General features: G+C 56.3%; 16 protein-coding genes, 3 tRNA genes and 1 pseudogene. 11 read left to right on the top strand and 9 right to left on the bottom strand.

All coding sequences use genetic code 11. The features are described 5' to 3' along the window. The 3 genes and pseudogenes from ACIQYF_RS15400 to colR form a co-directional block, all read right to left on the bottom strand. A pseudogene (locus tag ACIQYF_RS15400) lies at positions 1-681 on the bottom strand (class I SAM-dependent methyltransferase). A 199-nt stretch (positions 682-880) separates the two neighbouring features. Further along, entirely contained in the window at positions 881-2161 is a 1281-nt protein-coding gene (locus tag ACIQYF_RS15395) for a sensor histidine kinase (RefSeq protein ID WP_402863281.1), read from the bottom strand. After that, on the bottom strand, positions 2151-2834 hold the full coding sequence (gene colR / locus ACIQYF_RS15390) for a two-component system response regulator ColR (protein WP_019409768.1): 684 nt from the start codon (positions 2832-2834) through the stop codon (positions 2151-2153). Before colR ends, ACIQYF_RS15395 begins: the two co-directional genes overlap by 11 nt. Before the next feature lie 204 nt (positions 2835-3038). Between colR and ACIQYF_RS15385 the strand changes: the two genes are divergently transcribed. After that, on the top strand, positions 3039-4982 hold the full coding sequence (locus tag ACIQYF_RS15385) for an LTA synthase family protein (RefSeq protein ID WP_402863277.1): 1944 nt from the start codon (positions 3039-3041) through the stop codon (positions 4980-4982). A 291-nt stretch (positions 4983-5273) separates the two neighbouring features. Here the strand turns inward: ACIQYF_RS15385 and groL are convergent, their stop codons facing one another. From groL to ACIQYF_RS15365, 4 genes are all read right to left on the bottom strand, one after another. Further along, positions 5274-6917, bottom strand: a complete 1644-nt coding sequence (groL, locus tag ACIQYF_RS15380; RefSeq protein ID WP_019409767.1) for a chaperonin GroEL — start codon at positions 6915-6917, stop codon at positions 5274-5276. A 49-nt stretch (positions 6918-6966) separates the two neighbouring features. Further along, the gene (locus ACIQYF_RS15375) at positions 6967-7260 is read right to left on the bottom strand and encodes a co-chaperone GroES (RefSeq protein ID WP_016779794.1); all 294 of its coding nucleotides are present in this window, start codon (positions 7258-7260) and stop codon (positions 6967-6969) included. A gap of 246 nt (positions 7261-7506) precedes the next feature. Further along, complete coding sequence (locus ACIQYF_RS15370; RefSeq protein ID WP_402863272.1) at positions 7507-7980, bottom strand: FxsA family protein; 474 nt, start codon at positions 7978-7980, stop codon at positions 7507-7509. Positions 7981-8045: 65 nt separating this feature from the next. Further along, positions 8046-8777, bottom strand: a complete 732-nt coding sequence (locus tag ACIQYF_RS15365; RefSeq protein WP_402863269.1) for a HugZ family protein — start codon at positions 8775-8777, stop codon at positions 8046-8048. A gap of 52 nt (positions 8778-8829) precedes the next feature. Between ACIQYF_RS15365 and ACIQYF_RS15360 the strand changes: the two genes are divergently transcribed. Next, the gene (locus tag ACIQYF_RS15360; RefSeq protein ID WP_402863266.1) at positions 8830-9588 is read left to right on the top strand and encodes an SDR family oxidoreductase; all 759 of its coding nucleotides are present in this window, start codon (positions 8830-8832) and stop codon (positions 9586-9588) included. Positions 9589-9659: 71 nt separating this feature from the next. Here the strand turns inward: ACIQYF_RS15360 and ACIQYF_RS15355 are convergent, their stop codons facing one another. Further along, positions 9660-10673 carry a DUF481 domain-containing protein gene (locus tag ACIQYF_RS15355; protein ID WP_402863263.1) on the bottom strand — a complete coding sequence of 338 codons (1014 nt, stop codon included), beginning with the start codon at positions 10671-10673 and terminating at the stop codon, positions 9660-9662. A 159-nt stretch (positions 10674-10832) separates the two neighbouring features. On the opposite strand from ACIQYF_RS15355, the gene ACIQYF_RS15350 reads away from it, so the two are divergent. The 4 genes from ACIQYF_RS15350 to ACIQYF_RS15335 all read left to right on the top strand — a co-directional run bounded on the left by ACIQYF_RS15350 (position 10833) and on the right by ACIQYF_RS15335 (position 15564). Next, entirely contained in the window at positions 10833-11186 is a 354-nt protein-coding gene (locus ACIQYF_RS15350; protein WP_402863260.1) for an MGMT family protein, read from the top strand. Positions 11187-11228: 42 nt separating this feature from the next. Continuing rightward, entirely contained in the window at positions 11229-12776 is a 1548-nt protein-coding gene (locus ACIQYF_RS15345; RefSeq protein WP_402863257.1) for an AmpG family muropeptide MFS transporter, read from the top strand. A gap of 100 nt (positions 12777-12876) precedes the next feature. Further along, positions 12877-14592 carry a proline--tRNA ligase gene (locus ACIQYF_RS15340; protein WP_402863254.1) on the top strand — a complete coding sequence of 572 codons (1716 nt, stop codon included), beginning with the start codon at positions 12877-12879 and terminating at the stop codon, positions 14590-14592. 18 nt (positions 14593-14610) lie between these two features. Next, on the top strand, positions 14611-15564 hold the full coding sequence (locus ACIQYF_RS15335; RefSeq protein ID WP_402863251.1) for a hypothetical protein: 954 nt from the start codon (positions 14611-14613) through the stop codon (positions 15562-15564). Between the two features lie 59 nt (positions 15565-15623). On the opposite strand, the gene dinB is transcribed toward ACIQYF_RS15335, so the two are convergent. After that, positions 15624-16691: a DNA polymerase IV gene (gene dinB / locus ACIQYF_RS15330; RefSeq protein WP_402863248.1), complete on the bottom strand. Its 1068-nt coding sequence runs from the start codon at positions 16689-16691 to the stop codon at positions 15624-15626. 286 nt (positions 16692-16977) lie between these two features. On the opposite strand from dinB, the gene ACIQYF_RS15325 reads away from it, so the two are divergent. The 5 genes from ACIQYF_RS15325 (at position 16978) to ACIQYF_RS15305 (ending at position 21776) form a co-directional block, all read left to right on the top strand. After that, positions 16978-17054 (top strand) — tRNA-Met (locus ACIQYF_RS15325). Positions 17055-17279: 225 nt separating this feature from the next. Continuing rightward, positions 17280-17356 (top strand) — tRNA-Met (locus ACIQYF_RS15320). 162 nt (positions 17357-17518) lie between these two features. Then, positions 17519-17595 (top strand) — tRNA-Met (locus ACIQYF_RS15315). A gap of 255 nt (positions 17596-17850) precedes the next feature. Beyond that, entirely contained in the window at positions 17851-20493 is a 2643-nt protein-coding gene (gene mprF, locus ACIQYF_RS15310) for a bifunctional lysylphosphatidylglycerol flippase/synthetase MprF (RefSeq protein ID WP_402863245.1), read from the top strand. Next, positions 20493-21776 carry a virulence factor family protein gene (locus ACIQYF_RS15305; RefSeq protein ID WP_402863242.1) on the top strand — a complete coding sequence of 428 codons (1284 nt, stop codon included), beginning with the start codon at positions 20493-20495 and terminating at the stop codon, positions 21774-21776. The genes mprF and ACIQYF_RS15305 overlap by 1 nt, the downstream gene beginning before the upstream one ends. The last annotated feature ends 213 nt before the right edge of the window (positions 21777-21989 follow it).

The raw sequence follows: 21989 nt of genomic DNA, 5'->3' as shown, positions 1-21989 counted from the left end.
TTACCTCTTACGTAATATGTAAACCCGCCACATCGAATAGAGCGGGAGAAAATCCAGATGCTCCTGAACAGTAAAACCAGCCTTTTTAAACTCGGCTTCAACGATCGCCGCCGGTAACACAAAGCGATTTTGGTAACCATGCGACCCAGCATCCGCAGTCCGCTGACGCTCAAGTCGCTTGCGTTTAAAGGCTTTAACGTTGCCATCAACCCACAATGAAATAATCACGCTGTCTCGACTGACCCGGTGAAACTCCCTTAATAGAGCCATCCGGTGACTTGCATCACCAATGTGGTGCAACAGGCGCATGCAAAAAATGCTGTCTACGGCGTTGTCCGCAAGTTCTATCTCAAATGCAGATGTCTGCAAGCACCGTACCCGTTTAACCACCTCAGCCGACTGAGCGATCGACGCCACCTCAAGCATGGACGCCGAATTGTCTGCACCGATGATTTCCCGGTTTGGATTTTCAGCCAACAGCGGCCAAAAACGCCCCGCCCCGCAGGGTAGATCTAAAACCTGGCAAGGGTCGCCAACCAGTGCCAAGGCTTAACGCGCCAGCTGAACATCTCGTTTATGCGAGAGGCGCCGCGCAAGCCCGTCCTGGTGTTTAAGCAAGTATTCGGTTGCGTGTTGCTGGTTATACTTTTCAGAAAATTTAAGTTTGATGGTGCTGCTCATGATGAGTCTCCTGAAGCCATTAAGCGCCACCTTAAACAGGAGGGCGTTCGCATCAGGTCATCATCAGGTGAAAATTTTGTACCATTGAGTCCATAAACAGTGCAGGGTTTTACAGGCTCAAGATACTGGCTTAGGGCCATCCAGCCAACTAAACAATTGCAGGAAGAGCGACCCACTGACGTGGGTCACGACAGGATTTTCAGAGGTCTGCGGGGTTCAGCTCGACGTGGAAGCGGCAACCGTTGGGCTCCATGGTGGTCAACGTTACACGCCACCCCTGGCTGTCGCAGATCCGCTGCACCAGTGACAGCCCCAGGCCAAGCCCCTCACCGCGCTTTTCACTGCCGCGAACAAAGGGCTGAAACATGGCCTGACGCTTCTCTTCGGGAATCCCGACGCCGCTGTCTTCGACCACAAACCCGGTAGGTTCCAGGCTCAGACGAATAAAGCCAGTGTCGGTGTAATGCAGGGCATTGCGCAGCAAGTTGCCCATGACCGCATGCAAAAACGTCGCGTTATAACGGGTGTCGAGCGGATTACCCGGATCGTAAATCAGTGTCAGGCCTTTCGCCTCAATAGGACCGCGCCACAAGCTGATCAATCCCTGCGCCACAGTGGTGAGAGTGACCGTGGGCGACATGCTGGCATCTTCATGCTGTGCGCGAGCCAGCATGAGAAAGGTCTGCACCAATTCACGCATTTCTTCACAGGCCCGGGAGATACGTTCCACTTGTGAGCGGCTGCGCTGATCCAGCGACGGACTTTCGAGCAGTAACTCGCAGGAGCTGGCCAACACCATCAAGGGCGTACGCAACTCGTGACTCACATCACTGGTGAACAACCGCTCGCGGGTCAAGGTGTCACGCAGGCGGCCTAGCGTGGCGTCGAAGGCCACCGCCAATTCGCCGACCTCGTCGGCCGCATAATCCGGTGCCAGTGGCGGTGCCAACCCCAGCAACTGATCTCGATGCCGCACCTGGCGGGCCAGTCGCACCACGGGTGCCATCACTCGACGCGCAAGCACCCACCCCAGGAACACTGCCAGCGCCAGCGCCAGCACGAAGCCAACCAGCACCACAGCAAACAACACCCGCTCGCGCTCTTCAAAATCGCTTTGGTCTTGCAGCAATACGTAGCGCCGACCATCGACTACTTCGACCATGGCGTGATACGACAACTGATCGCGGAACACCTCATGAAACCCTGGTTCCAGATGGCGCAGATCCTTGGGCAAGGCAAAGTCGCCACGGCCGCCACTGTAGTAAAACAGTTGATCCGGCTCGGGGCGATGGTTCCAGTCGCTCACGTTGTCCATCAACAGCAGCCGTTGCAGATCGCCGCCCAGCCCGGCTGAGATAAGTTTTTCTTCGACCAGGTGCACGGTGGCAACAATGCCCATCGCAAACGTTCCCGCCACCAGCGCACTCATGAGTGCGAACGCGATGATGATCCGTTGGGCAAGGCTTTGCTTAAACTCCATCGCGACTCTCGGCGAGGCGGTAGCCCACGCCATGCACGGTTTGCAATAAAGGTTTGTCGAAGGGTTTGTCGATCACCTGGCGCAACTGGTGAACATGGCTGCGCAGGCTATCGCTGTCGGGGCAGTCGTCGCCCCACAGCGCTTCTTCCAGCACTTCACGACGCAGTACATGCGGGCTTTTTTGCATCAGCACGGCCAGCAACTTGAGACCGACCGGGTTGAGTTTGAGCAGGCGCCCTTCGCGGGTCACTTCAAGGGTGTCGAGGTCATAGCGCAAGTCGCCGACCTGCAACTCACGACGACCACCGCCTTGAGCACGGCGCAGTACCGCTTCGATTCGCGCCGCCAGTTCTGACAGGGCAAACGGCTTGAGCAGGTAGTCATCGGCACCGGATTTGAAACCTTGCAGGCGATCATCCAATTGATCGCGGGCGGTCAACATGATGACTGGGGTATCACGACGCGCGTCTTCACGCAGGCGTTTGCACAAGGTGTAGCCGTCGATACCCGGCAGCATGATGTCGAGCACGATCAAGTCGTAATGTTCGGTTGCCGCTAGGTGCAAGCCTGACAAGCCGTCCTGCGCGCAATCAACGGTATAACCTTTAAGCCCCAGGTAGTCCGCCAGATTGGCGAGGATATCGCGGTTGTCTTCAACCAATAAAATTCGCATGGGCACTTTTCTCCGTACGCAGTAACGGCCGTCTTGGCCCGCGCAGCTTAAGGCCAAGAACCGCTGAGGGCTAGCGCCACTGGGCCTTTAGAAGATTTAGTTAACAGTCAGACGACTTTAACAATTATTTCACTAACGATTCACATACCGCATACAGTGGCGTGCGCACACTCGCGCCCCCCCAGGGTTTAAGGAAAGACACTCATGCGTTTGCTACACACCGCGCCAATGCGCTACCTGCTTCTGTTGACTGGCTGTTGGCTGGCGACCTTTCTGATGACTCGAGGCGTTCTGCTAATCACCCATCTAGGAGAGGCCGGCAACCATTGGCTGCCCGTGTTTGGCATCGGTTTACTCTACGACCTCGGTTTTTTAACCTACGCGGCCGTACCGTTGGGTCTTTATCTGTTGCTGTGCCCTCCCGCTCTGTGGCGTCGCCGCGGGCATCGCTGGTTCCTGCAAGGCCTGCTGACCGTCAGTGTGTTCGCGATGCTTTTCACCGCAGTGGCCGAATGGTTGTTCTGGGATGAGTTCGGCGTTCGCTTTAACTTTATAGCAGTGGACTACTTGGTTTACTCCGACGAAGTACTGAACAACGTCATGGAGTCCTACCCGATAGGTTTGCTGCTGAGTGCCATCGCCGTGGTGGCCATTGCGTTGAGTGTTGCCTTGCGCAAAGCATTCAATACGGCCATCAACTCCCCGCTCCCGAACGTCAAGGGTCGCCTTGCTACAGCGGCTGGCCTGTTGCTGGTGGCCGGACTGAGCCTGCAAGTGCTTAATCAAGATAGCCCACGAGGCCAGGGCGGCAACGCTTATCAACATGAACTGGCAAGTAATGGCCCCTATCAGTTTTTCGCCGCGTTCCGGAATAACGAGCTGGACTACCAGCAGTTTTATACCAGCCTGCCCACTCCGGTGGTGGCCAACCAATTGCGCGCCGAGCTGACGGAACCCAACGCAACGTTTGTCGGCAAAGACCCGCTGGATATTCGCCGCAATATCGACAACCCGGGCACCCCGCGCCAGCCCAACATTGTGCTGGTGACCATCGAGAGCCTCAGCGCCAAGTACCTGGGCAGCAACGGTGACGGCCGTAACCTGACGCCCAACCTTGATCAGTTGCGCAAAGAGAGTCTGTACTTCAATAACTTCTACGCCACCGGCACCCGTACCGATCGTGGGCTGGAGGCGATCACCCTGGCCATTCCGCCAACGCCGGGGCGCTCTATCGTCAAGCGCATCGGCCGCGAAAGCGGCTTCGCCAGCCTGGGTCAGCAGCTAAATGCTGTGGGATATGACAGCGTATTTGTGTACGGCGGGCGCGGCTACTTTGACAACATGAACGCCTTCTTCAGTGGCAACGGCTATCGCGTGGTCGACCAAAGCAGCGTCAATGAAGCGGACATCCATTTTAAAAACGCGTGGGGCATGGCTGACGAAGACTTGTACCGCGAAACACTGAAACTGGCCGATACCGATTACGCCCAGCAAAAGCCGTTTTTGCTGCAACTGATGACCACCTCAAACCATCGCCCTTATACCTACCCGGCAGACCGAATCGACATCAAATCAGGCAATGGTCGCGACGGCGCGGTGAAGTACACCGACTACGCCATCGGCCAGTTCCTTAACGATGCGCGTAAAAAGCCGTGGTTCGACAACACGATCTTTATCTTCGTCGCTGACCACACTGCAGGCAGCGCTGGTAAAGAAGACTTGCCGATAACCAACTACCAGATCCCGCTGTTTATCTATGCACCTAAGTTGATTGAAGCACGTGAGAATGGGCAACTGGCCAGCCAGATTGACCTTGCGCCGACATTGCTGGGCTTGCTGAACCTCGATTACCAGTCGACCTTTTTTGGCCGCAACCTGCTGCAAGAAAACTCGCTGCCCGCCCGAGTGGTGGTTGGTAACTATCAGCATTTGGGTCTGTTTGACGGTAAAGACCTGGCGATTCTGAGCCCGCGCCAAGGCTTGCGTCGTCATGATGAAGCCCTGACAGACAGTATCGAGTCCAAGGTTACAGCGACCGACCCGCTGATTGAGCGGGCGATTACCTACTACCAAGGCGCCAGCTACGACTATAAGCAACAATTGTTGAGTTGGAAGCCAACGGTCACTGTGCCGGTGGTATCGCGCTAACAGCGCTATCGCTGAGCGCGAGCAAGCGTTACCACTGAGTGAGCTTGCTCGCGCTTTTACTGGATCAAAAGATCGCAGCCTACGGCAGCTCCCACAAAGCAGTGCAGTGCCCCCGTTTTTTTGAGCCAAAGGACCCAGCCGCACAAGGGCAAAACCTGTTGAAATGGGCTTGCTCGCGAGCTTTAAAGATCAAAAGATCGCGAGCAAGCTCGCTCCTACAATTAACAAAGCCACAAAAAAGCCCCGCCTGATGACTCAGGCGGGGCTTTTGCGTATCGGGGTAAGGCTGGCTTACATCATGCCGCCCATACCACCCATACCGCCCATGTCTGGCATACCGCCGCCAGCTGGTTTGTCTTCCTGGATCTCAGCGATCATCGCTTCAGTGGTGATCATCAGGCTGGCAATCGACGAAGCCGCTTGCAGAGCCGAACGAGTCACTTTAGCTGGGTCAAGGATACCCATTTCGATCATGTCGCCGTATTCGCCAGTGGCTGCGTTGTAACCGTAGTTACCCGAACCCTGCTTCACTTTGTCGACTACTACGCTTGGCTCGTCACCGGAGTTGGCAACGATCTGACGCAGAGGTGCTTCAACAGCACGGCGCAGCAGCGCGATACCAACGTTCTGATCAGCGTTGTCGCCTTTCAGTTCGGAGATGGCTTGCAGAGCGCGAACCAGTGCCACGCCACCGCCAGGTACCACGCCTTCTTCAACGGCTGCACGGGTAGCGTGCAGGGCGTCTTCAACGCGGGCTTTCTTCTCTTTCATTTCTACTTCGGAACCAGCACCAACCTTGATCACTGCAACGCCGCCAGACAGCTTGGCCAGACGCTCTTGCAGTTTTTCACGGTCGTAGTCCGAAGTGGTATCAGCTACTTGGGCACGGATCTGAGTGACACGTGCCTGAATGTCAGCTTCTACACCAGCACCGTCAATCACGGTGGTGTTTTCTTTGGTTACGGTTACGCGTTTGGCATTACCCAGGTGTTCCAGGGTAGCGCTTTCCAGGCTCAGGCCGATCTCTTCGGAGATAACGGTACCGCCAGTCAGAACAGCGATGTCCTGCAGCATTGCCTTGCGACGGTCACCAAAGCCTGGTGCCTTGACAGCAACAACTTTAACGATGCCGCGCATGTTGTTCACAACCAGAGTCGCCAGGGCTTCGCCTTCAACGTCTTCGCTTACGATCAACAGTGGGCGACCTGCCTTGGCAACAGCTTCCAGAACTGGCAGCAGTTCACGGATGTTGGAGATCTTTTTGTCGACCAGCAGGATCAGCGGACCGTCCAGCTCTGCGGTCATGGTCTCTGGCTTGTTGACGAAGTACGGGGACAGGTAGCCACGGTCAAACTGCATGCCTTCAACAACAGACAGTTCGTTTTCCAGGCCCGAGCCTTCTTCAACGGTGATCACGCCTTCTTTACCGACTTTTTCCATGGCTTCGGCAATGATGTCGCCGATGGAGCTGTCGGAGTTGGCGGAGATAGTACCCACCTGAGCGATGGCTTTGCTGTCAGCGCATGGTTTAGCCAGCGATTTCAGTTCTTTGACAATAGCGATGGTCGCTTTGTCGATGCCGCGCTTCAGGTCCATCGGGTTCATGCCGGCAGCGACGGCTTTCAGGCCTTCGTTGACGATCGACTGAGCCAGAACGGTAGCAGTAGTAGTACCGTCACCGGCGTCATCGTTAGCACGGGAGGCAACGTCTTTAACCAGCTGCGCGCCCATGTTTTCGAAGCGATCTTTCAGCTCGATTTCTTTGGCTACCGAAACACCGTCTTTGGTGATGGTCGGAGCGCCGAAGCTCTTCTCGATGATCACGTTACGGCCTTTAGGGCCCAGGGTCGCTTTAACTGCGTCAGCCAGGACGTTTACACCGGCGAGCATTTTTTTACGGGCGGAATCGCCGAATTTAACTTCTTTAGCAGCCATGATCGTTCTTCCTTAAATACTTTGTAGTAGCGGGAAAAGGAGCGGGAAATCAGCCTTCGATAACAGCGAGAATCTCGTTCTCAGCCATTACCAACAGGTCTTCGCCGTCGACTTTCACAGTGTTGCTGCCGGAGTAAGGGCCGAACACAACCTTGTCACCCACTTTCACGGCCAGCGCACGCACTTCACCGTTGTCCAGAACGCGACCAGTACCCACAGCGATCACTTCACCGCTGTTAGCTTTCTCGGCAGCAGAACCAGGCAGAACGATACCGCCAGCGGTTTTCTTTTCTTCTTCGCTGCGACGGATTACGACGCGGTCATGCAGAGGACGAAGCTTCATTGTCGATCTCTCCTAATTGTGGTGTTCATCGGCCGGTGTCAATACCGGCTGGGTTTACAAGTCCGGAAATGCCGGGGGTGAATCGCTAAAGGAGCCTGCTGTTGCCAGCAAAATCCTGCGGTGTCAGTTACATAAGGGCGCATCCAGTGATTACAAGGGCGCCCCAATGAAATTTTTTACCTTTTTGTGCGACCCAAAAACAAACACGGCACCGTAGGTGCCGTGCCAAAGCCTTTGAAGAAACGTTTACTTATCGCGGTGTTCGAACTCGCCTTCAATCACATTGGGTTCTCGCCCCAACGGTTGATGCGTGCCTGGTCGACGTGCCGCCTCAAACTCATCAGCAAACGCGCGCTGACGAATGGCCTGCTCTTCTGCGCGCTTGCGCAGACGATTGACCAGAAAACGGCGAACCGGCGGGAACAGCAACAACAGACCTGCGATGTCGCTGACAAAACCTGGAAGCACCAGCAAGCCCCCCCCCAACGCCATCATCAGGCCATGCAGCATTTGCTGGGCAGGCAGCTCACCACGATTAAGACTCTCGCGTGCACTCAAGGCGGTAGCCAGCCCTGCAACGCGAACCACCAGGACACCCAACATGGAGCCTGCAATGATCAGCAACAACGCAGGGAAAAACCCGATTGCGGTGCTGACCTTGAAAAAGACGTACAGCTCTAGCACTGGAAACAACAGAAAGAGCAATAAAAAAGCACGCATCAAATGATTCCTCTCCGGAAGAATATCTTCCAACCCAGCTTAGATGACGGCGCGCCTTTGTGAATTCAAGACTGTACGGTTTCTTTTTTCGGCCATTCACTCGCACGGGCCAGAAGAACCAAGGCCTCGCGCACTTGTGTCGAAGTGTTACAAGCCTCTGGGAAGCCCAGCCAATAGAGGGCCTGACCAATGCGCAAATGCATGCCTTCGCTGTCGAGCCCGACCATTTCTGCCGGCTCGGTGCGGGGCAGCCCGCTCAGTTCAACGTAATGAGCGATGGCGTTGGCGTGGTCCTCGTTCATGTGATCGACCATGCGCACTTCGGCCAGCCCGGCAAAAGGGTTGGCCAAGGTGACTTGATCCAGCCAGTGAATAGCGCCAAAGCCTGCGATATAGCGATGCCTGACCGGGTGTAGCACCCAGAAGTCGAAATCATGCGCCGTGTGATAACTCTGCGATTCAGGGAAGTAACGGTAATAACGTTCAGCCGCCGCTTCAACGGCCGCCGGGTCTGTCACTTGCTCCGCTTCGGCCAGATACGTCAGGCGCCCGACGGCCTGTACATCTTCTGCGCCGCGCTCGCCGACCATCAGGGAACACTTGGGGTCTTTGCGCAAATTGTGGGTGTGTTGAGCGATCCGGCTGATCAGTATCAGTGGCCGCCCCTGCTCATCCAGGCAATAGGGCACGACCGAGCCAAAAGGAAACCCCGGCATCGCCTTGGAGAGCGTGGACAGCGCCCCACGGTATTCCTTGAGCAATAATTCTCGGGCATGCTTGGCAGCTTCAACGCTCAACTTATGACTCCTCAATAAAAAACCCGTCGAAACGGTCGAGATCAGGGCACTCATGCAACTAAAAGACAAAGTAATCATTATCACTGGCGGCTGCCAAGGGCTAGGTCGCGCAATGGCTGAGTATCTCGCAGCCAAGGGCGCAAAACTGGCATTGGTCGACCTAAACCCGCAAAAGCTCGAGCAGGCTGTTGCCGCCTGCCAAGCCCACGGTGTCGAGGCTCGTGCTTACGTGTGCAACGTGGCGGACGAAGAGCAGGTTACACAAACCGTGGGGCAGATTGCTGAAGACTTTGGCGCGATCAATGGCCTGGTCAACAATGCCGGAATCCTGCGTGATGGCCTGCTCTTAAAGGTCAAGGACGGGGTCATGACCAAGATGAGCCTGGCGCAATGGCAGGCCGTCATCGACGTCAACCTGACCGGGGTGTTCCTCTGCACCCGTGAGGTGGCGGCGAAAATGATCGAGTTGAACAGCCAGGGCGCGATTATCAATATTTCATCGATCTCGCGGGCGGGCAACGTGGGCCAAACCAACTATTCAGCCGCCAAGGCTGGCGTAGCGGCTGCGACCGTGACCTGGGCCAAAGAGCTGGCGCGCTACGGTATTCGCGTGGCCGGGATTGCTCCCGGTTTTATCGAAACCGAGATGACGCTGGGCATGAAGCCCGAGGCTCTGGAAAAAATGACCGCAGGCATCCCACTCAAACGGATGGGTAAAGTTGAGGAGATCGCCCATTCGGCGGCGTACATCTTCGAAAACGATTATTACACCGGGCGGATTCTGGAACTGGACGGCGGATTGCGGATTTAACATCCGGCGTACGGGAACTGCTGAAGGCTGCGATCTTTTGATTTTTGCAAGGATCGCAGCCGCGACAAGAATTACCACATCACGCCAAACCCTGCGGTGTAACGGGTTTTATTGAGTGCGTTGTCCGAACCACTGCCGGTGCCGATCAGGTCTTTTTCGGCCTTGAGGTTGAGCGATGCCCATTCAGTCACTTTGTAACGCAAGCCGATTTCAGCATCGAGGCTGTAATCCGATGCCCCTTCCAGCGGTTTACCCAACTCGCCATTTGTAAAGATCGACACCATTTTGCCTATAAGGTACCGGTTGTAATCCCACTTCATGGCCAAGGAGTAGAAGTTGTTTTTCTTACCGTCTGAGTACTCGTAGTCGGCACGATTGAGCAATGCACCCAGTGAGAAGGCGCCCAGTTCGTCATCCCAAAATTGATAACCCGGACCCGTACCCACTGTGCGCTGACGAGAAACGTCTTCGACCCTGTCTCGGGTGTACCCCAAACGCCCCTGCCAATACCACTTGTCATCAATAAAGTGGTCGAGCGCGTATTCTGCGTTCCAGTTGTCGGTTGTGACGACATCGTTCTGGAACTCGCGGTTATATGAACCCTCTGCGTGATGACGCCAGGCGCCATGACGAGCGGTCGTCTTGAAGTCTATGTCGTAGTCATCGGTATCTTTGTCCGCACGCTTGTAGTCCAGTGCAACATCCACATTCCCTTTCCAGACGAAGTCCTCGATAAGCGGCTTGGGCTTCATGATTTGCTCGATACTGGCCAGCTCGACCGTTTTGGGGGCCTCGCCATTGGCCAGCGTGACTTGGCCGTCTTCGGCGGCTATCAGCGACTTGGCCTTTTCACCGACGTAAGCATCCTGCTTGACCAGCAGTTCCTGATCACTTTCCAGGGTTTTGACTTGTTTCCAGTCAATCGCAATGGCGCCTGCATAATCGGTCTGAATGAGCAACTTGCCACCATCAAACACTTTGATTTTGCCGCTCAGTCGATCACCGTTCTTCAGCCAGACAGTATCGGCAAGTAAAGGCGTGGACACATTCAAGACGGCAAGGCATAACAGGGTTCTGGACAACATAAGCAGATGCGAAACTCAGATTTTCGAAAGAATGTTGGCATTATCCCGATGGACACACCCCGGACAAAGAAAGACCGGCTGATAATCATGTAGTTCCTTGATTGGAACTGTTGCCGCAAACCTCTGATTTATTGACGCCATGAACTCGTATAACTGCCCATGAAGACACCGCCCCACGCGGAACCAACACCCGCCGAGATGCGCCGCACAGCTCTTTATTCAACCTTGATGCTGGTGCCATCAGGCAAAGTTGTGACCTACGGCCAACTCGCTGACTGGGCGGGCCTGGGGCGAGCAGCACGCTGGGTCGGGCGCACGCTGAGCCAACTTCCCGAAGACACCCGATTACCCTGGCATCGGGTGCTGGCAGCTGGCGGCCGGATCAGCTTGCCCGCAGGCAGTGTGTCGGGTGACGAACAGCGTGCGCGCCTGCGCAGCGAAGGATTAAGGATTGTTAATAATCGTGTGGATATACAAGTCCATGGCTGGCGCCCAATAGAGCACTGCGGTTAGAGTGCGCCCTTTGTTTCCGTAATCAGAGGCAGACTCAAGTCCATGCCCCGTAAAACCTGGCGCGAAGCGCTAGCTGCCTATTCCAGCCCATCAACCCTTGTGCTGTTGCTGCTCGGTTTCGCCGCCGGTTTACCGTACATGCTGGTGTTTTCGACGCTTTCTGTCTGGTTGCGCGAAGCCGGTGTAGCGCGCGAAACCATTGGTTATGCAAGCCTGATCGGACTCGCCTACGCCTTTAAATGGGTGTGGTCGCCGCTGCTTGATCAGTGGCGCCTGCCATTGCTCGGAAAACTGGGCCGTCGCCGCTCCTGGCTGGTGTTGTCCCAGACGCTGGTGATACTCGGCCTGGTCGGCATGGGTTTTTGTGACCCGCAAAAACACCTGTCCTGGCTGATTGCAATCGCCGTTGTCGTGTCTTTCGCATCTGCGACCCAAGACATTGCCATCGACGCCTACCGCCTGGAAATCGCCAGTGACAACCGCCAAGCCGCGCTCGCCGCCAGTTACATGTCCGGCTATCGGGTTGCTGCGTTGCTGGCCACAGCGGGTGCACTTTTTTTTGCTGAGGGCTTTGGCTCGACAGGCTACAACTACAAACACTCAGCGTGGACCGGCACCTATGTGCTTTTTGGGCTGCTGATGGTTCCAGCGCTGCTCACCACCTTTTTCATGCGCGAACCGCCGGTAACCTTGCGGACTCAGTTATCAGCAGGGCGCTATAGTTTTGTTCATCAATTAGCCTCGGTTTTCGTACTGATTGTGCTGCTGGTTTCCGTCCCCGCCATGTTCACTCAGCTGTATAACACCGACTTTGCAGGGGTGTTATTTGAAGGTGTAAGCCTGATGAAGCTGGTGATGGAGGATCGGGCATTTCTGCGTGCCATCCTCTACACCTTGCTGACTGTGTTGTGTTTGTCATCCATGGGACGACGCGGGTTGGCACCGGTTCTGACGCCGGTAAACGACTTTATCGTGCGCTATCGCTGGCAAGCGTTATTGCTGCTCGGCTTGATAGCGACCTATCGCATGTCGGACACGGTCATGGGCGTGATGGCCAACGTGTTCTATATCGACCAAGGCTTTACCAAAGATCAAATAGCAGGCGTGAGCAAGATTTTCGGCCTGATCATGACCCTTCTCGGGGCAGGCATGGGCGGTTTGCTGATTGTGCGCTTCGGTATTTTGCCGATTCTGCTGATTGGCGGAGCCGCGTCCGCGGGCACCAACCTTCTATTTATGCTGCTGGCCGACATGGGCCCGAACCTGCAGATGCTGATTGTCACGATTTCGCTCGACAACTTCAGCTCTGGCCTCGCCACCTCAGCCTTTGTGGCCTACCTGTCGAGCCTCACCAACCTCAAGTTTTCCGCTACCCAGTACGCCCTGCTCAGCTCGATCATGCTGTTACTTCCGCGTTTGATGGGCGGCTATTCAGGGGTCATGGTCGAGAAGTTTGGCTATCACAACTTCTTTATCATTACCGCATTGATGGGTATTCCAACACTGCTGCTGATCAGCTTGCACTGGTATCAGGAAACCCGCAGGGCGCGCCTGAAACCCGACGCAGGCTTCGACAAACACCCCGAATAAGCACAGGGAGCACCGCTCCCTCCCCTGGCCTGTACGCAAACAGATCTCGCCCGTACAATGCCCAATCACTTTTAGTCACCAGCAACGGCAACGACTACTCATGCGCACCAGTCAATATTTGCTCGCCACACAGAAAGAAACGCCTTCGGACGCGGTCGTTATCAGCCATCAGCTGATGCTGCGCGCCGGCATGATTCGCAAACTGGCTTCAGGCCTGTACACCTGGCTGCCCATGGGCTTGCGGATTATGCGCAAAGCTGAAGCCATCGTTCGCGAAGAAATGGACGCTGCAGGCGCTCTGGAAGTGCTGATGCCGAGCATCCAGCCAGCTGAGTTGTGGCAAGAGTCCGGTCGCTGGCAAGAATACGGCCCAGAGTTGCTGCGCCTTAAAGATCGCCACGGTCGCGAGTTCTGCGTGGGCCCAACCCACGAAGAAGTTATCACCGACCTGTGCCGCAACGAGCTGAACAGCTACAAGCAGTTGCCGATCAATCTGTATCAGATCCAGACCAAGTTCCGTGACGAAATCCGCCCACGCTTCGGTTTGATGCGCGGTCGCGAATTCATCATGAAGGATGCCTATTCGTTCCACGCAGACCAGGCATCGTTGCAGATCACTTATGACCGCATGCACCAAGCCTACTGCAATGTGTTCACTCGCCTGGGCGTAAACTTCCGCCCGGTTGAAGCCGACAACGGCTCCATCGGTGGCGCTGGCTCCCACGAGTTTCACGTACTGGCCGAGTCCGGCGAAGACGATATCGTATTCAGCAACGGCTCTGACTACGCCGCCAACATCGAGAAGGCCGAAGCTGTTCCAGCCGAAACCTCGCGCGGTCCGGCCACCCAAGAGCTGCGCCTGGTCGACACCCCGGACGCCAAAACCATTGCTCAGTTGGTAGAAGCCTACAACCTGCCAATCGAAAAGACCGTCAAGACCCTGATCGTTCATGCTAGCGAAGAAGGCAAACTGATCGCCCTGGTGATCCGAGGCGACCACGAACTCAACGAAATCAAGGCCGGCAACCATCCTCTGGTAGCAAGCCCGTTGACCATGGCCTCAGACAGTGAACTGCGTGAAGCGATCGGCGCCGGTGCTGGCTCCCTGGGCCCTTTGAACCTGCCGCTGCCGTGCATCATTGACCGTTCGGTCGAGCTGATGAGCGACTTTGCCGTGGGTGCCAACATCGACGACAAGCATTACTTCGGCGTGAACTGGGAGCGCGATCTGCCAGTTCCTGTGGTTGCTGATCTGCGTAACGTGGTCGCGGGCGATCCAAGCCCGGACGGCAAAGGCACACTGGAAATCAAGCGCGGCATCGAAGTCGGCCACATTTTCCAGCTGGGCACCAAGTACAGCGAAGCGATGAAGTGCCAGGTACTGGGGGAAAACGGCAAGCCTGTGACCCTGACCATGGGGTGCTACGGCATCGGTGTTTCTCGCGTAGTGGCGGCTGCCATCGAGCAGAACAACGACGAGCGCGGGATCATCTGGAGCGACGCGCTGGCACCTTTCCATGTCGCCCTGGTACCCCTGCGCTACGAAACTGAAGCCGTGCGTGAAGCCACGGACGCGCTGTATGCACAACTGACCGCTGCAGGCTTTGAAGTGCTGCTGGACGACCGTGACAAGAAAACCAGCCCGGGCATCAAGTTCGCTGACATGGAACTGATCGGCATCCCGCACCGGATCGTTGTCAGTGACCGTGGTCTGGCCGAAGGCAATCTGGAATACAAGAGCCGCACCGAAGCAGAGCCACAAGCCCTGCCTGTTGCTGACGTGCTGGCCTTCCTTCAGGCGCGCATTCGTCGCTGAACCCAGATTAGAGACGCCATGTTCAATCGAAGTACCTTAACCCTCGGGGGCGCCGCCATGTGCGGCGCCCTGCTGTTGAGCGGCTGTGCCAATCACATGTCGCAACGCAGCGAACACGAGGAGCGCATCGAGCGCAAACTGATCGCACATAACCTGCAGATTGATGTGGGCTCACCGTCTGTGCTGGAACTGCCGCAACGTCGTGTGCGCATCAATGAACAAAAGACGTTTGAAGTCACTGAGTTCGATGTCACGCGTCATTACGACCGTTACACCCCCTACCAGCCCTGGCGTGAAATCTATGAAGTCCCCATGGGCGCGGTCGCGATTGTGGCCGGTGTCGGCGCCAATGTGCTGAACGTTTTCATGTTTGGGCAATTACCGGACAGCGTGACCAAAGACTGGATCAGTTACGGCTTTGCAGGCATCAACCCGGCCATGAACGTGCAATCCCATGGCCGCGCCGAACAGAATCTGGCTGGCATTGACGAGGTCCAACGCGACAAGCGGCTGGAGTATTCAAGCCTGCCGTGGGCTGAACGCCCGATCATAGTCAGCGCAGGCAAGCAAAGCCATGAACTGACCACTGACCGCAATGGTGTGTTGCGCCTCAACTTGCTCGATAGCCCGTTTGCCGAGCAAGATCTGAATCACGTGACCAAACTGACCATTACAGTCGAAGATGCCCAGGACGAAACCCACTCAAACTCGACCCTGTCGATCAGCAGCAACCTGCGTGGAAAATTGCTCGAAGCGCACAACCTGATCTATGACGACCTTGAGGGTGACGACGTCAACCAATGGGTTCACCGGGTCAAACGCTTGTCAGAACTGGGCTTGGAAGAAGAAGCCAGCGAACTGGAACAAAGCCTGATCGAACTCACACGCAACGATCCCGAGTTGCAACGTGAATTCCTTCAGTCTTTGACCAAGAACGCGGGTCGTCTGGTAGCAGACCCTGGGGTAAGCTGAGCCAACACCGCTATTGGCTGTAGACCTGTGGGAGCTGGCAAGCCAGACTCCCGCAACGCCTACGGGAGTCTGGCGAACAATTCCAGCTGTTCATGACCACTGCTCAGATCATGTAAACGCACGCCCAGCCCCAACAATCGAACAGGCTTGGCGCCACGTGCAAATGCCTGACTTAACAAGCCCTGATAACTTTCAAGGTCCCGCCCTGCTCCGGACTGCTCCAGCGTGGTTTGGGTAAAGTCGTGAAACTTAACTTTGACGAACGGTTTGCCGGGACGATAGCTGCTGTCGATTCGACTAATACGCCTGTTCAACGCCTCCAGAAGCTCGGGAAGCTTTTGCAGGCAAGTGGCAAGATCCGGCAAGTCTGTGTCGTAGGTGTTTTCGACGCTCACGGACTGACGCCGACTGTCACTTTGCACCAGCCGATCATCAATCCCACGTGCCAACCCCCACAATCGCTCACCAAAACTGCCGAATTCACGCACCAGCGCCAGCTTGTGCCACTCGCGTAAGTCGTGGCAGGTTTCAATCCCTAGTCGCCCCAGCTTGTCCGCCGTGACCTTGCCCACCCCATGCAGCTTGTTGACCGGCAGCGCAGAGACAAAGTCTTCGACCTGATCAGGGGTAATCACAAACAGCCCGTTGGGCTTTTTCCAGTCACTGGCGATCTTGGCCAGAAATTTATTCGGCGCCACCCCCGCTGATACCGTGATGTGCAACTGATTCGAGACCCGGCGCCGAATGTCTTGAGCAATGCGCGTGGCGCTGCTACCAAAATGCGGGCTATCCGACACGTCCAGATAGGCTTCATCCAATGACAGTGGCTCAATCAGCTCGGTGTAATCGCGCAAGATGCTATGGATTTCTTTAGAGGCTTCTTTATAAGCATCCATCCGGCCATTAACGATGATCAGGTCCGGACACAGCTTGAGAGCATGCCGAGACGCCATCGCCGAACGAACGCCAAACGCCCTTGCTTCGTAGTTACAGGTTGAGATCACACCGCGCCGGTCGGCAGAGCCCCCGACGGCCATTGGCTTGTTCGCCAGGCTCGGATCATCACGCATCTCAATAGCGGCATAGAAACAGTCACAGTCGACGTGGATGATTTTGCGCTGCGTCATGTAAGGCGATGTTCTTCAAAGAAGTAGGCAATGCAGGCGGCCAGTATGTCACCGATAACTGTATATAGCACCAGTGGTGTTGATTACTCCGACCAGCGCCGCCGAACCGGCATGAATTTGTTTTTCTAATCAATGTTGCGTCCCTAATAGCGCTGAATCCCTTGCGCTACAGGGCTTGCAGCCATTTCGATCACCTAAGTTTTTGCCTAAGCGATTGAAGCAGAAGACTTTTTTCAAAATTAAGGTTTGACAGCCCTACGTATCACTGTAGAATCCGCCCCACAGACGCGGGATGGAGCAGTCTGGTAGCTCGTCGGGCTCATAACCCGAAGGTCGTCGGTTCAAATCCGGCTCCCGCAACCAAACATCGAAAAAGGCTACTCGAAAGAGTGGCCTTTTTTGTGCGCGTACCTTTTGCAGGCATACACAGACTTTGCAGGAGCGAACCCACTCGCGATCTGCTGATCTTTTCCAGCCCGCCCCTAAAGCCCGCTTTCGCTTTGCCATCCCCCAAACGAAGCTTATTTCGTACTTTTGAACATTAAAGGTTGACTCACTCGCTCATCACTGTAGAGTGCGCACCTCAGACGCGGGATGGAGCAGTCTGGTAGCTCGTCGGGCTCATAACCCGAAGGTCGTCGGTTCAAATCCGGCTCCCGCAACCAAACATCGAAAAAGGCTGCTCGTAAGAGCGGCCTTTTTTGTGCGCGTGTATTTCTGCCCTCCTCCACCTGTCCGAGCTGAAGGATTAAAACTGGGGATTTCAATCAGTTACGCGATTTATGGTTGACAACCCAGTGTTCATCTGTAGAATGCGCCCACACAGACGCGGGATGGAGCAGTCTGGTAGCTCGTCGGGCTCATAACCCGAAGGTCGTCGGTTCAAATCCGGCTCCCGCAACCAAACATCTAAAAAGGCTACTCGAAAGAGTGGCCTTTTTTGTGCGCGATCGAAAAGTGCCTTCCGGCCTGCTCAGGCTTCTGTCATATAACTGAACACTGGCTCGTCTATGCTCAGCGGCAGCAATTACCTTTTTTTCACAGACCAAACCTGAACATCAGGCAAACAGTTGAAAGTATTTTCAAATATTTTGACCAAAAGGATTGGTAACTTGAGTCTATGCCTCCATCCTATCGCGCACGATTCACGAGGTGATTGATGCCCGATAATTCGCCAGAACTTAAAGACACCGTTACAGCAGCCCACCCGATTGCCGCAACACGCCTGCATTGGCTGGATCTGCTGAGCAAGTATCGCCAGCCTATTGGGCTCGCTCTCACTTTATTGCTGTTTGCCATAGCCCTGATTGCTTGTCGCCATCTGCTCAGCGAACTCGACCTGTACGCGCTGCACGACTCAATCCTGGAAGTGCCTAAACCCGCCCTGCTTGGCGCCGTTGCTGCCACAGCGGTAGGGTTTTTGATTCTGCTCGGCTACGAGTGGTCGGCCAGTCGCTATGCCGGGGTCAAATTGCCCCCGAAAACCTTGGCGCTAGGCGGCTTCACTGCGTTCGCCATTGGCAACGCCATTGGCTTGTCGCTGCTGTCTGGCGGCTCGGTGCGTTATCGCTTATACGCACGTCACGGCGTCGGCGCGTCTGAAGTCGCGCATATGACGCTGTTTGCCAGCCTGTCGCTGGGTTGCGCCCTACCGCCTCTTGCGGCCCTGGCAACCTTGAGCAATCTGCCTGCAGCCGCTGCAGCGCTGCATATCCCGGCTTACCTGCTCGGCACGATAGCGGTGGCAGTGCTGGGACTGTTTGGCTTACTGGCGCTAGGGATTTATCGTCGACGCCTGCCCGATCAACCCATCCCGGACAACCTACTGGTCAAGGCCGGCCGCCGGACGCTGCGCCTGCCAAGCCCGCGTCTGACCTTTCTGCAATTGGTAATTACCGCCCTGGACGTCGCCGCTGCGGCCACCGTGCTGTACTTGCTGCTACCGGAAGCCCCGCCTTTTGGCCCCTTCCTGCTGGTTTACCTGCTGGCGCTGGCCGCAGGCGTGCTCAGCCATGTACCCGGCGGTGTCGGGGTTTTTGAAGCGATTCTGCTGGCGGCCTTTGCCGACAAACTGGGCGCTGCACCTTTGGCTGCCGCCTTACTGCTGTATCGCATGATCTATGTGATTCTGCCGCTGCTGCTCGCCTGCCTGATGCTGCTGATCAACGAAGCCCAGCGCTTGATTCAAACGCGCCAGAGTTTACGCGTAGCCTCCGGCCTTGCCGCGCCGGTCTTGGCAGTGCTGGTCTTTATGTCTGGCGTGGTCTTGCTGTTTTCAGGCGCCACCCCAGAAATCGACAGCCGCCTTGAACACATAGGTTTTCTTATCCCGCCCGGCCTGATTGACGCTTCTCACTTCGGCGCCAGCTTGATCGGCGTACTGTGCCTGCTGCTGGCCCAAGGCCTGCGTCGGCGCCTCTCAGCCGCCTGGATGCTGACCACTGTACTGCTGTTGGTCGGCGCCGTACTGTCCCTGCTTAAAGGTTTCGACTGGGAAGAGGCAACCATTCTGGTGCTCACCGCGAGCTTGCTGGGCCTGTTCCGGCGCTCGTTCTACCGCCCGAGCCGCCTGACCGAGTTACCGTTCTCGCCGCTGTATCTGGTGGCCAGCGCCTGCGTGTTGGGCGCCTCGATGTGGCTGCTGCTGTTCGCCTATCAGGACGTGCCTTACAGCCATCAACTGTGGTGGCAGTTCACCCTCGACTCGGATGCCCCGCGCGGTTTGCGCTCCCTGATGGGCGCTGCCGTGCTGCTGGTGATCGTGTCACTGACCTGGCTACTGCGCACCGCCCGCCCGACAATGCACCTGCCTGACGCCGCTGAGCTGGAAAAAGCCGAGAAGATTCTGCTGGCTTCTGACCAACCCGATGGCGGACTCGCACTGACCGGCGACAAAGCCTTGCTGTTTCATCCGGACGACAGCGCATTCCTGATGTACGCACGTCGCGGCCGTAGCCTGGTGGCGCTGTACGACCCCATCGGGCCTCCCCAGCAACGTGCCGAGCTGATCTGGCAGTTCCGTGACCTGTGCGACACGCTGCATGCCCGCCCTGTGTTTTATCAGGTGCGCGCCCAGAGCCTGCCGTTTTATATGGACATCGGCCTGACCGCCATCAAGCTGGGCGAAGAAGCCCGGGTCGATCTGCATCGCTTTGATCTTGAAGCCAAGGGCAAAGAGATGAAAGACCTGCGCTACACCTGGAACCGTGGGACCCGTGACGGCCTGTCGCTGGAAATCCACGAGCCTGGCGAAGCACCGATGGATGAGCTAAAGATAATTTCCGATGCCTGGCTGACCGGCAAGAACGTCCGGGAAAAAGGCTTCTCCCTGGGCCGCTTCAGCGAGGACTACATCAAGCATTTCCGGGTCGCTATCATTCGTTTTGAAGGCAAGCCAGTGGCGTTTGCCAACCTGCTTGAAACTCACAGCCACGAACTGTCGAGCCTCGACTTGATGCGCGCCCACCCGCAAGCCCCAAAGCTGACCATGGAGTTCATGATGGTCGGTTTGATCCAGCATTATAAAAAGCATGGATACGCACGTTTCAGCCTTGGAATGGTCCCATTATCCGGACTGCAACCACGCCGCGGCGCACCACTGACCCAGCGTTTGGGGTCGATGTTGTTCCAGCGCGGTGAGCACCTGTACAACTTCCAGGGTTTGCGCCGCTTTAAAGATAAATTCCAGCCCGACTGGGAACCTCGTTATATGGCCGTGCCCGCCGGGCTTGACCCGCTGGTTGCGCTGGCTGATACCGCCGCCCTGATTGCAGGTGGCTTGACTGGATTGGTGAAACGTTAATGAAACATCGTTCCTGGCGTTTTTTACTGCTGACCCTCGTTGTATTGGCTGCACTTGCAGCTGGCGGCTACTGGTTCTGGAATCGCCCTGTACCGCAACCGACAATTGAACACCTGCCCCAGGCCGATGGCTCAACCCTGACCAAAGTCACGCCTGGCCAGTCCGCTCGCGCCCATGTCGTGATTGCAGCCCCGATCGAGGATGCGCTCAACGATCAGCAACTGATGGCCCTCAGCCGCAGCGGCGCAGCGCAATTGGTGCAAGTGATCTTGCCAAAGGATGATTGCGCCTTGCAGCAGCAAGCCCTGCAAACAGGCCTGCAACAACTGAACGGCCCCGCCACGCTTGTAAGCGGCATTGGCCCGGGCGCAACACTGGCCTGGCGCTGGCTGGCCGAACAGACCAATGACAAGGCGCAAGCCGTGTCGGTCGGTTTTGCGATGACACCGAAAGATTGCGGCCCGCCGGTACCCAAGTCGGCCGCTCACGGGCATTGGCTCGTGGCCTGGAACGAAGAACCCGAAGATTCTGACGCTGCCTTTGTTCGCGATCAGGCAAACGCTCAAACCAGCATCAGTGATTACGATATTGCGCAGCCACAAGTGTTGAGCAATGAGCTGCGCAAGCTGTTGGTCAGCGATGACAACGGCGGCCTAAACATCCCCCTGATGGAGATACCGGCCAGCAAACCCAATGACACACTGGTGTTGTTCCTCTCGGGTGACGGAGGCTGGCGCGCTGACCTGGACCACGTTATCGGCGACGAAATGGCCAAGGCGGGCTACCCCGTGATCGGTATCGACACCCTGCGCTATTACTGGCAACACAAAGCCCCGGAACAAACCGCTGCCGACCTGACAGAACTGATGCAGCACTACCGTCAGAAGTGGGGCACCAAGCGTTTTGTACTCGTGGGGTACTCGTTTGGCGCGGATGTCTTGCCCGCCGTCTACAACCGCCTGCCGGAAGCGGAGCAAAATCGAGTCGAGAGCATTATCCTGCTGGCCTTTGCACGTACTGGCAGCTTTGAAATCCATGTCGATGGGTGGCTGGGCAAAGCCGGGGCCGAAGCCGACACCGGCGTTGAAATGGCCAAACTGCCCGCAGCCAAAGTGTTGTGCGTCTATGGTGCAGAAGAGATCGACGAGAGCGGCTGTACCGCCAAGACTGCGGTCGGTGAAACCATGAAGCTGCCGGGCGGGCATCACTTTGATGAAAACTACCCGGCACTGGCCAAGCGCTTGGTGGACTCCATCAAAAAGCACGAAGCGGCCCCCGAGTAACGCCGGCAGCTGAAAAGCCTGTCGCCGCTGCCGAGAGGTGCGACAGATTGCGTAGCAACGCCACCCCCTAGAACCCAAAAAGCCCCGACTCTCACGAGCCGGGGCTTTTTTATGTCGCTTGTCCCGTCCTGAATAGGGTTTACACCTTCTGACCTATCTTCAGGAGGACTCAATGGATTCGGGAAAAAGGCGCAGTCAGCGTGATTACACGCT

Source organism: Pseudomonas sp. NPDC096917 (genome assembly GCF_044762555.1).
GTDB lineage: Bacteria > Pseudomonadota > Gammaproteobacteria > Pseudomonadales > Pseudomonadaceae > Aquipseudomonas.
Note: the sequence above shows the minus strand (reverse complement) of the source record. Positions and strands in the feature narration are given on the sequence as shown.

What these genes read in the sequence shown, in the direction of transcription:
- ACIQYF_RS15395 (WP_402863281.1), bottom strand. Translation starts at nt 2,161, where the DNA reads ATGGAGTTTAAGCAAAGCCTTGCCCAACGGATCATCATCGCGTTCGCA.
- colR (WP_019409768.1), bottom strand. Translation starts at nt 2,834, where the DNA reads ATGCGAATTTTATTGGTTGAAGACAACCGCGATATCCTCGCCAATCTG.
- ACIQYF_RS15385 (WP_402863277.1), top strand. Translation starts at nt 3,039, where the DNA reads ATGCGTTTGCTACACACCGCGCCAATGCGCTACCTGCTTCTGTTGACT.
- groL (WP_019409767.1), bottom strand. Translation starts at nt 6,917, where the DNA reads ATGGCTGCTAAAGAAGTTAAATTCGGCGATTCCGCCCGTAAAAAAATG.
- ACIQYF_RS15375 (WP_016779794.1), bottom strand. Translation starts at nt 7,260, where the DNA reads ATGAAGCTTCGTCCTCTGCATGACCGCGTCGTAATCCGTCGCAGCGAA.
- ACIQYF_RS15370 (WP_402863272.1), bottom strand. Translation starts at nt 7,980, where the DNA reads ATGCGTGCTTTTTTATTGCTCTTTCTGTTGTTTCCAGTGCTAGAGCTG.
- ACIQYF_RS15360 (WP_402863266.1), top strand. Translation starts at nt 8,830, where the DNA reads ATGCAACTAAAAGACAAAGTAATCATTATCACTGGCGGCTGCCAAGGG.
- ACIQYF_RS15355 (WP_402863263.1), bottom strand. Translation starts at nt 10,673, where the DNA reads ATGTTGTCCAGAACCCTGTTATGCCTTGCCGTCTTGAATGTGTCCACG.
- ACIQYF_RS15350 (WP_402863260.1), top strand. Translation starts at nt 10,833, where the DNA reads ATGAAGACACCGCCCCACGCGGAACCAACACCCGCCGAGATGCGCCGC.
- ACIQYF_RS15345 (WP_402863257.1), top strand. Translation starts at nt 11,229, where the DNA reads ATGCCCCGTAAAACCTGGCGCGAAGCGCTAGCTGCCTATTCCAGCCCA.
- ACIQYF_RS15340 (WP_402863254.1), top strand. Translation starts at nt 12,877, where the DNA reads ATGCGCACCAGTCAATATTTGCTCGCCACACAGAAAGAAACGCCTTCG.
- ACIQYF_RS15335 (WP_402863251.1), top strand. Translation starts at nt 14,611, where the DNA reads ATGTTCAATCGAAGTACCTTAACCCTCGGGGGCGCCGCCATGTGCGGC.
- dinB (WP_402863248.1), bottom strand. Translation starts at nt 16,691, where the DNA reads ATGACGCAGCGCAAAATCATCCACGTCGACTGTGACTGTTTCTATGCC.
- mprF (WP_402863245.1), top strand. Translation starts at nt 17,851, where the DNA reads ATGCCCGATAATTCGCCAGAACTTAAAGACACCGTTACAGCAGCCCAC.
- ACIQYF_RS15305 (WP_402863242.1), top strand. Translation starts at nt 20,493, where the DNA reads ATGAAACATCGTTCCTGGCGTTTTTTACTGCTGACCCTCGTTGTATTG.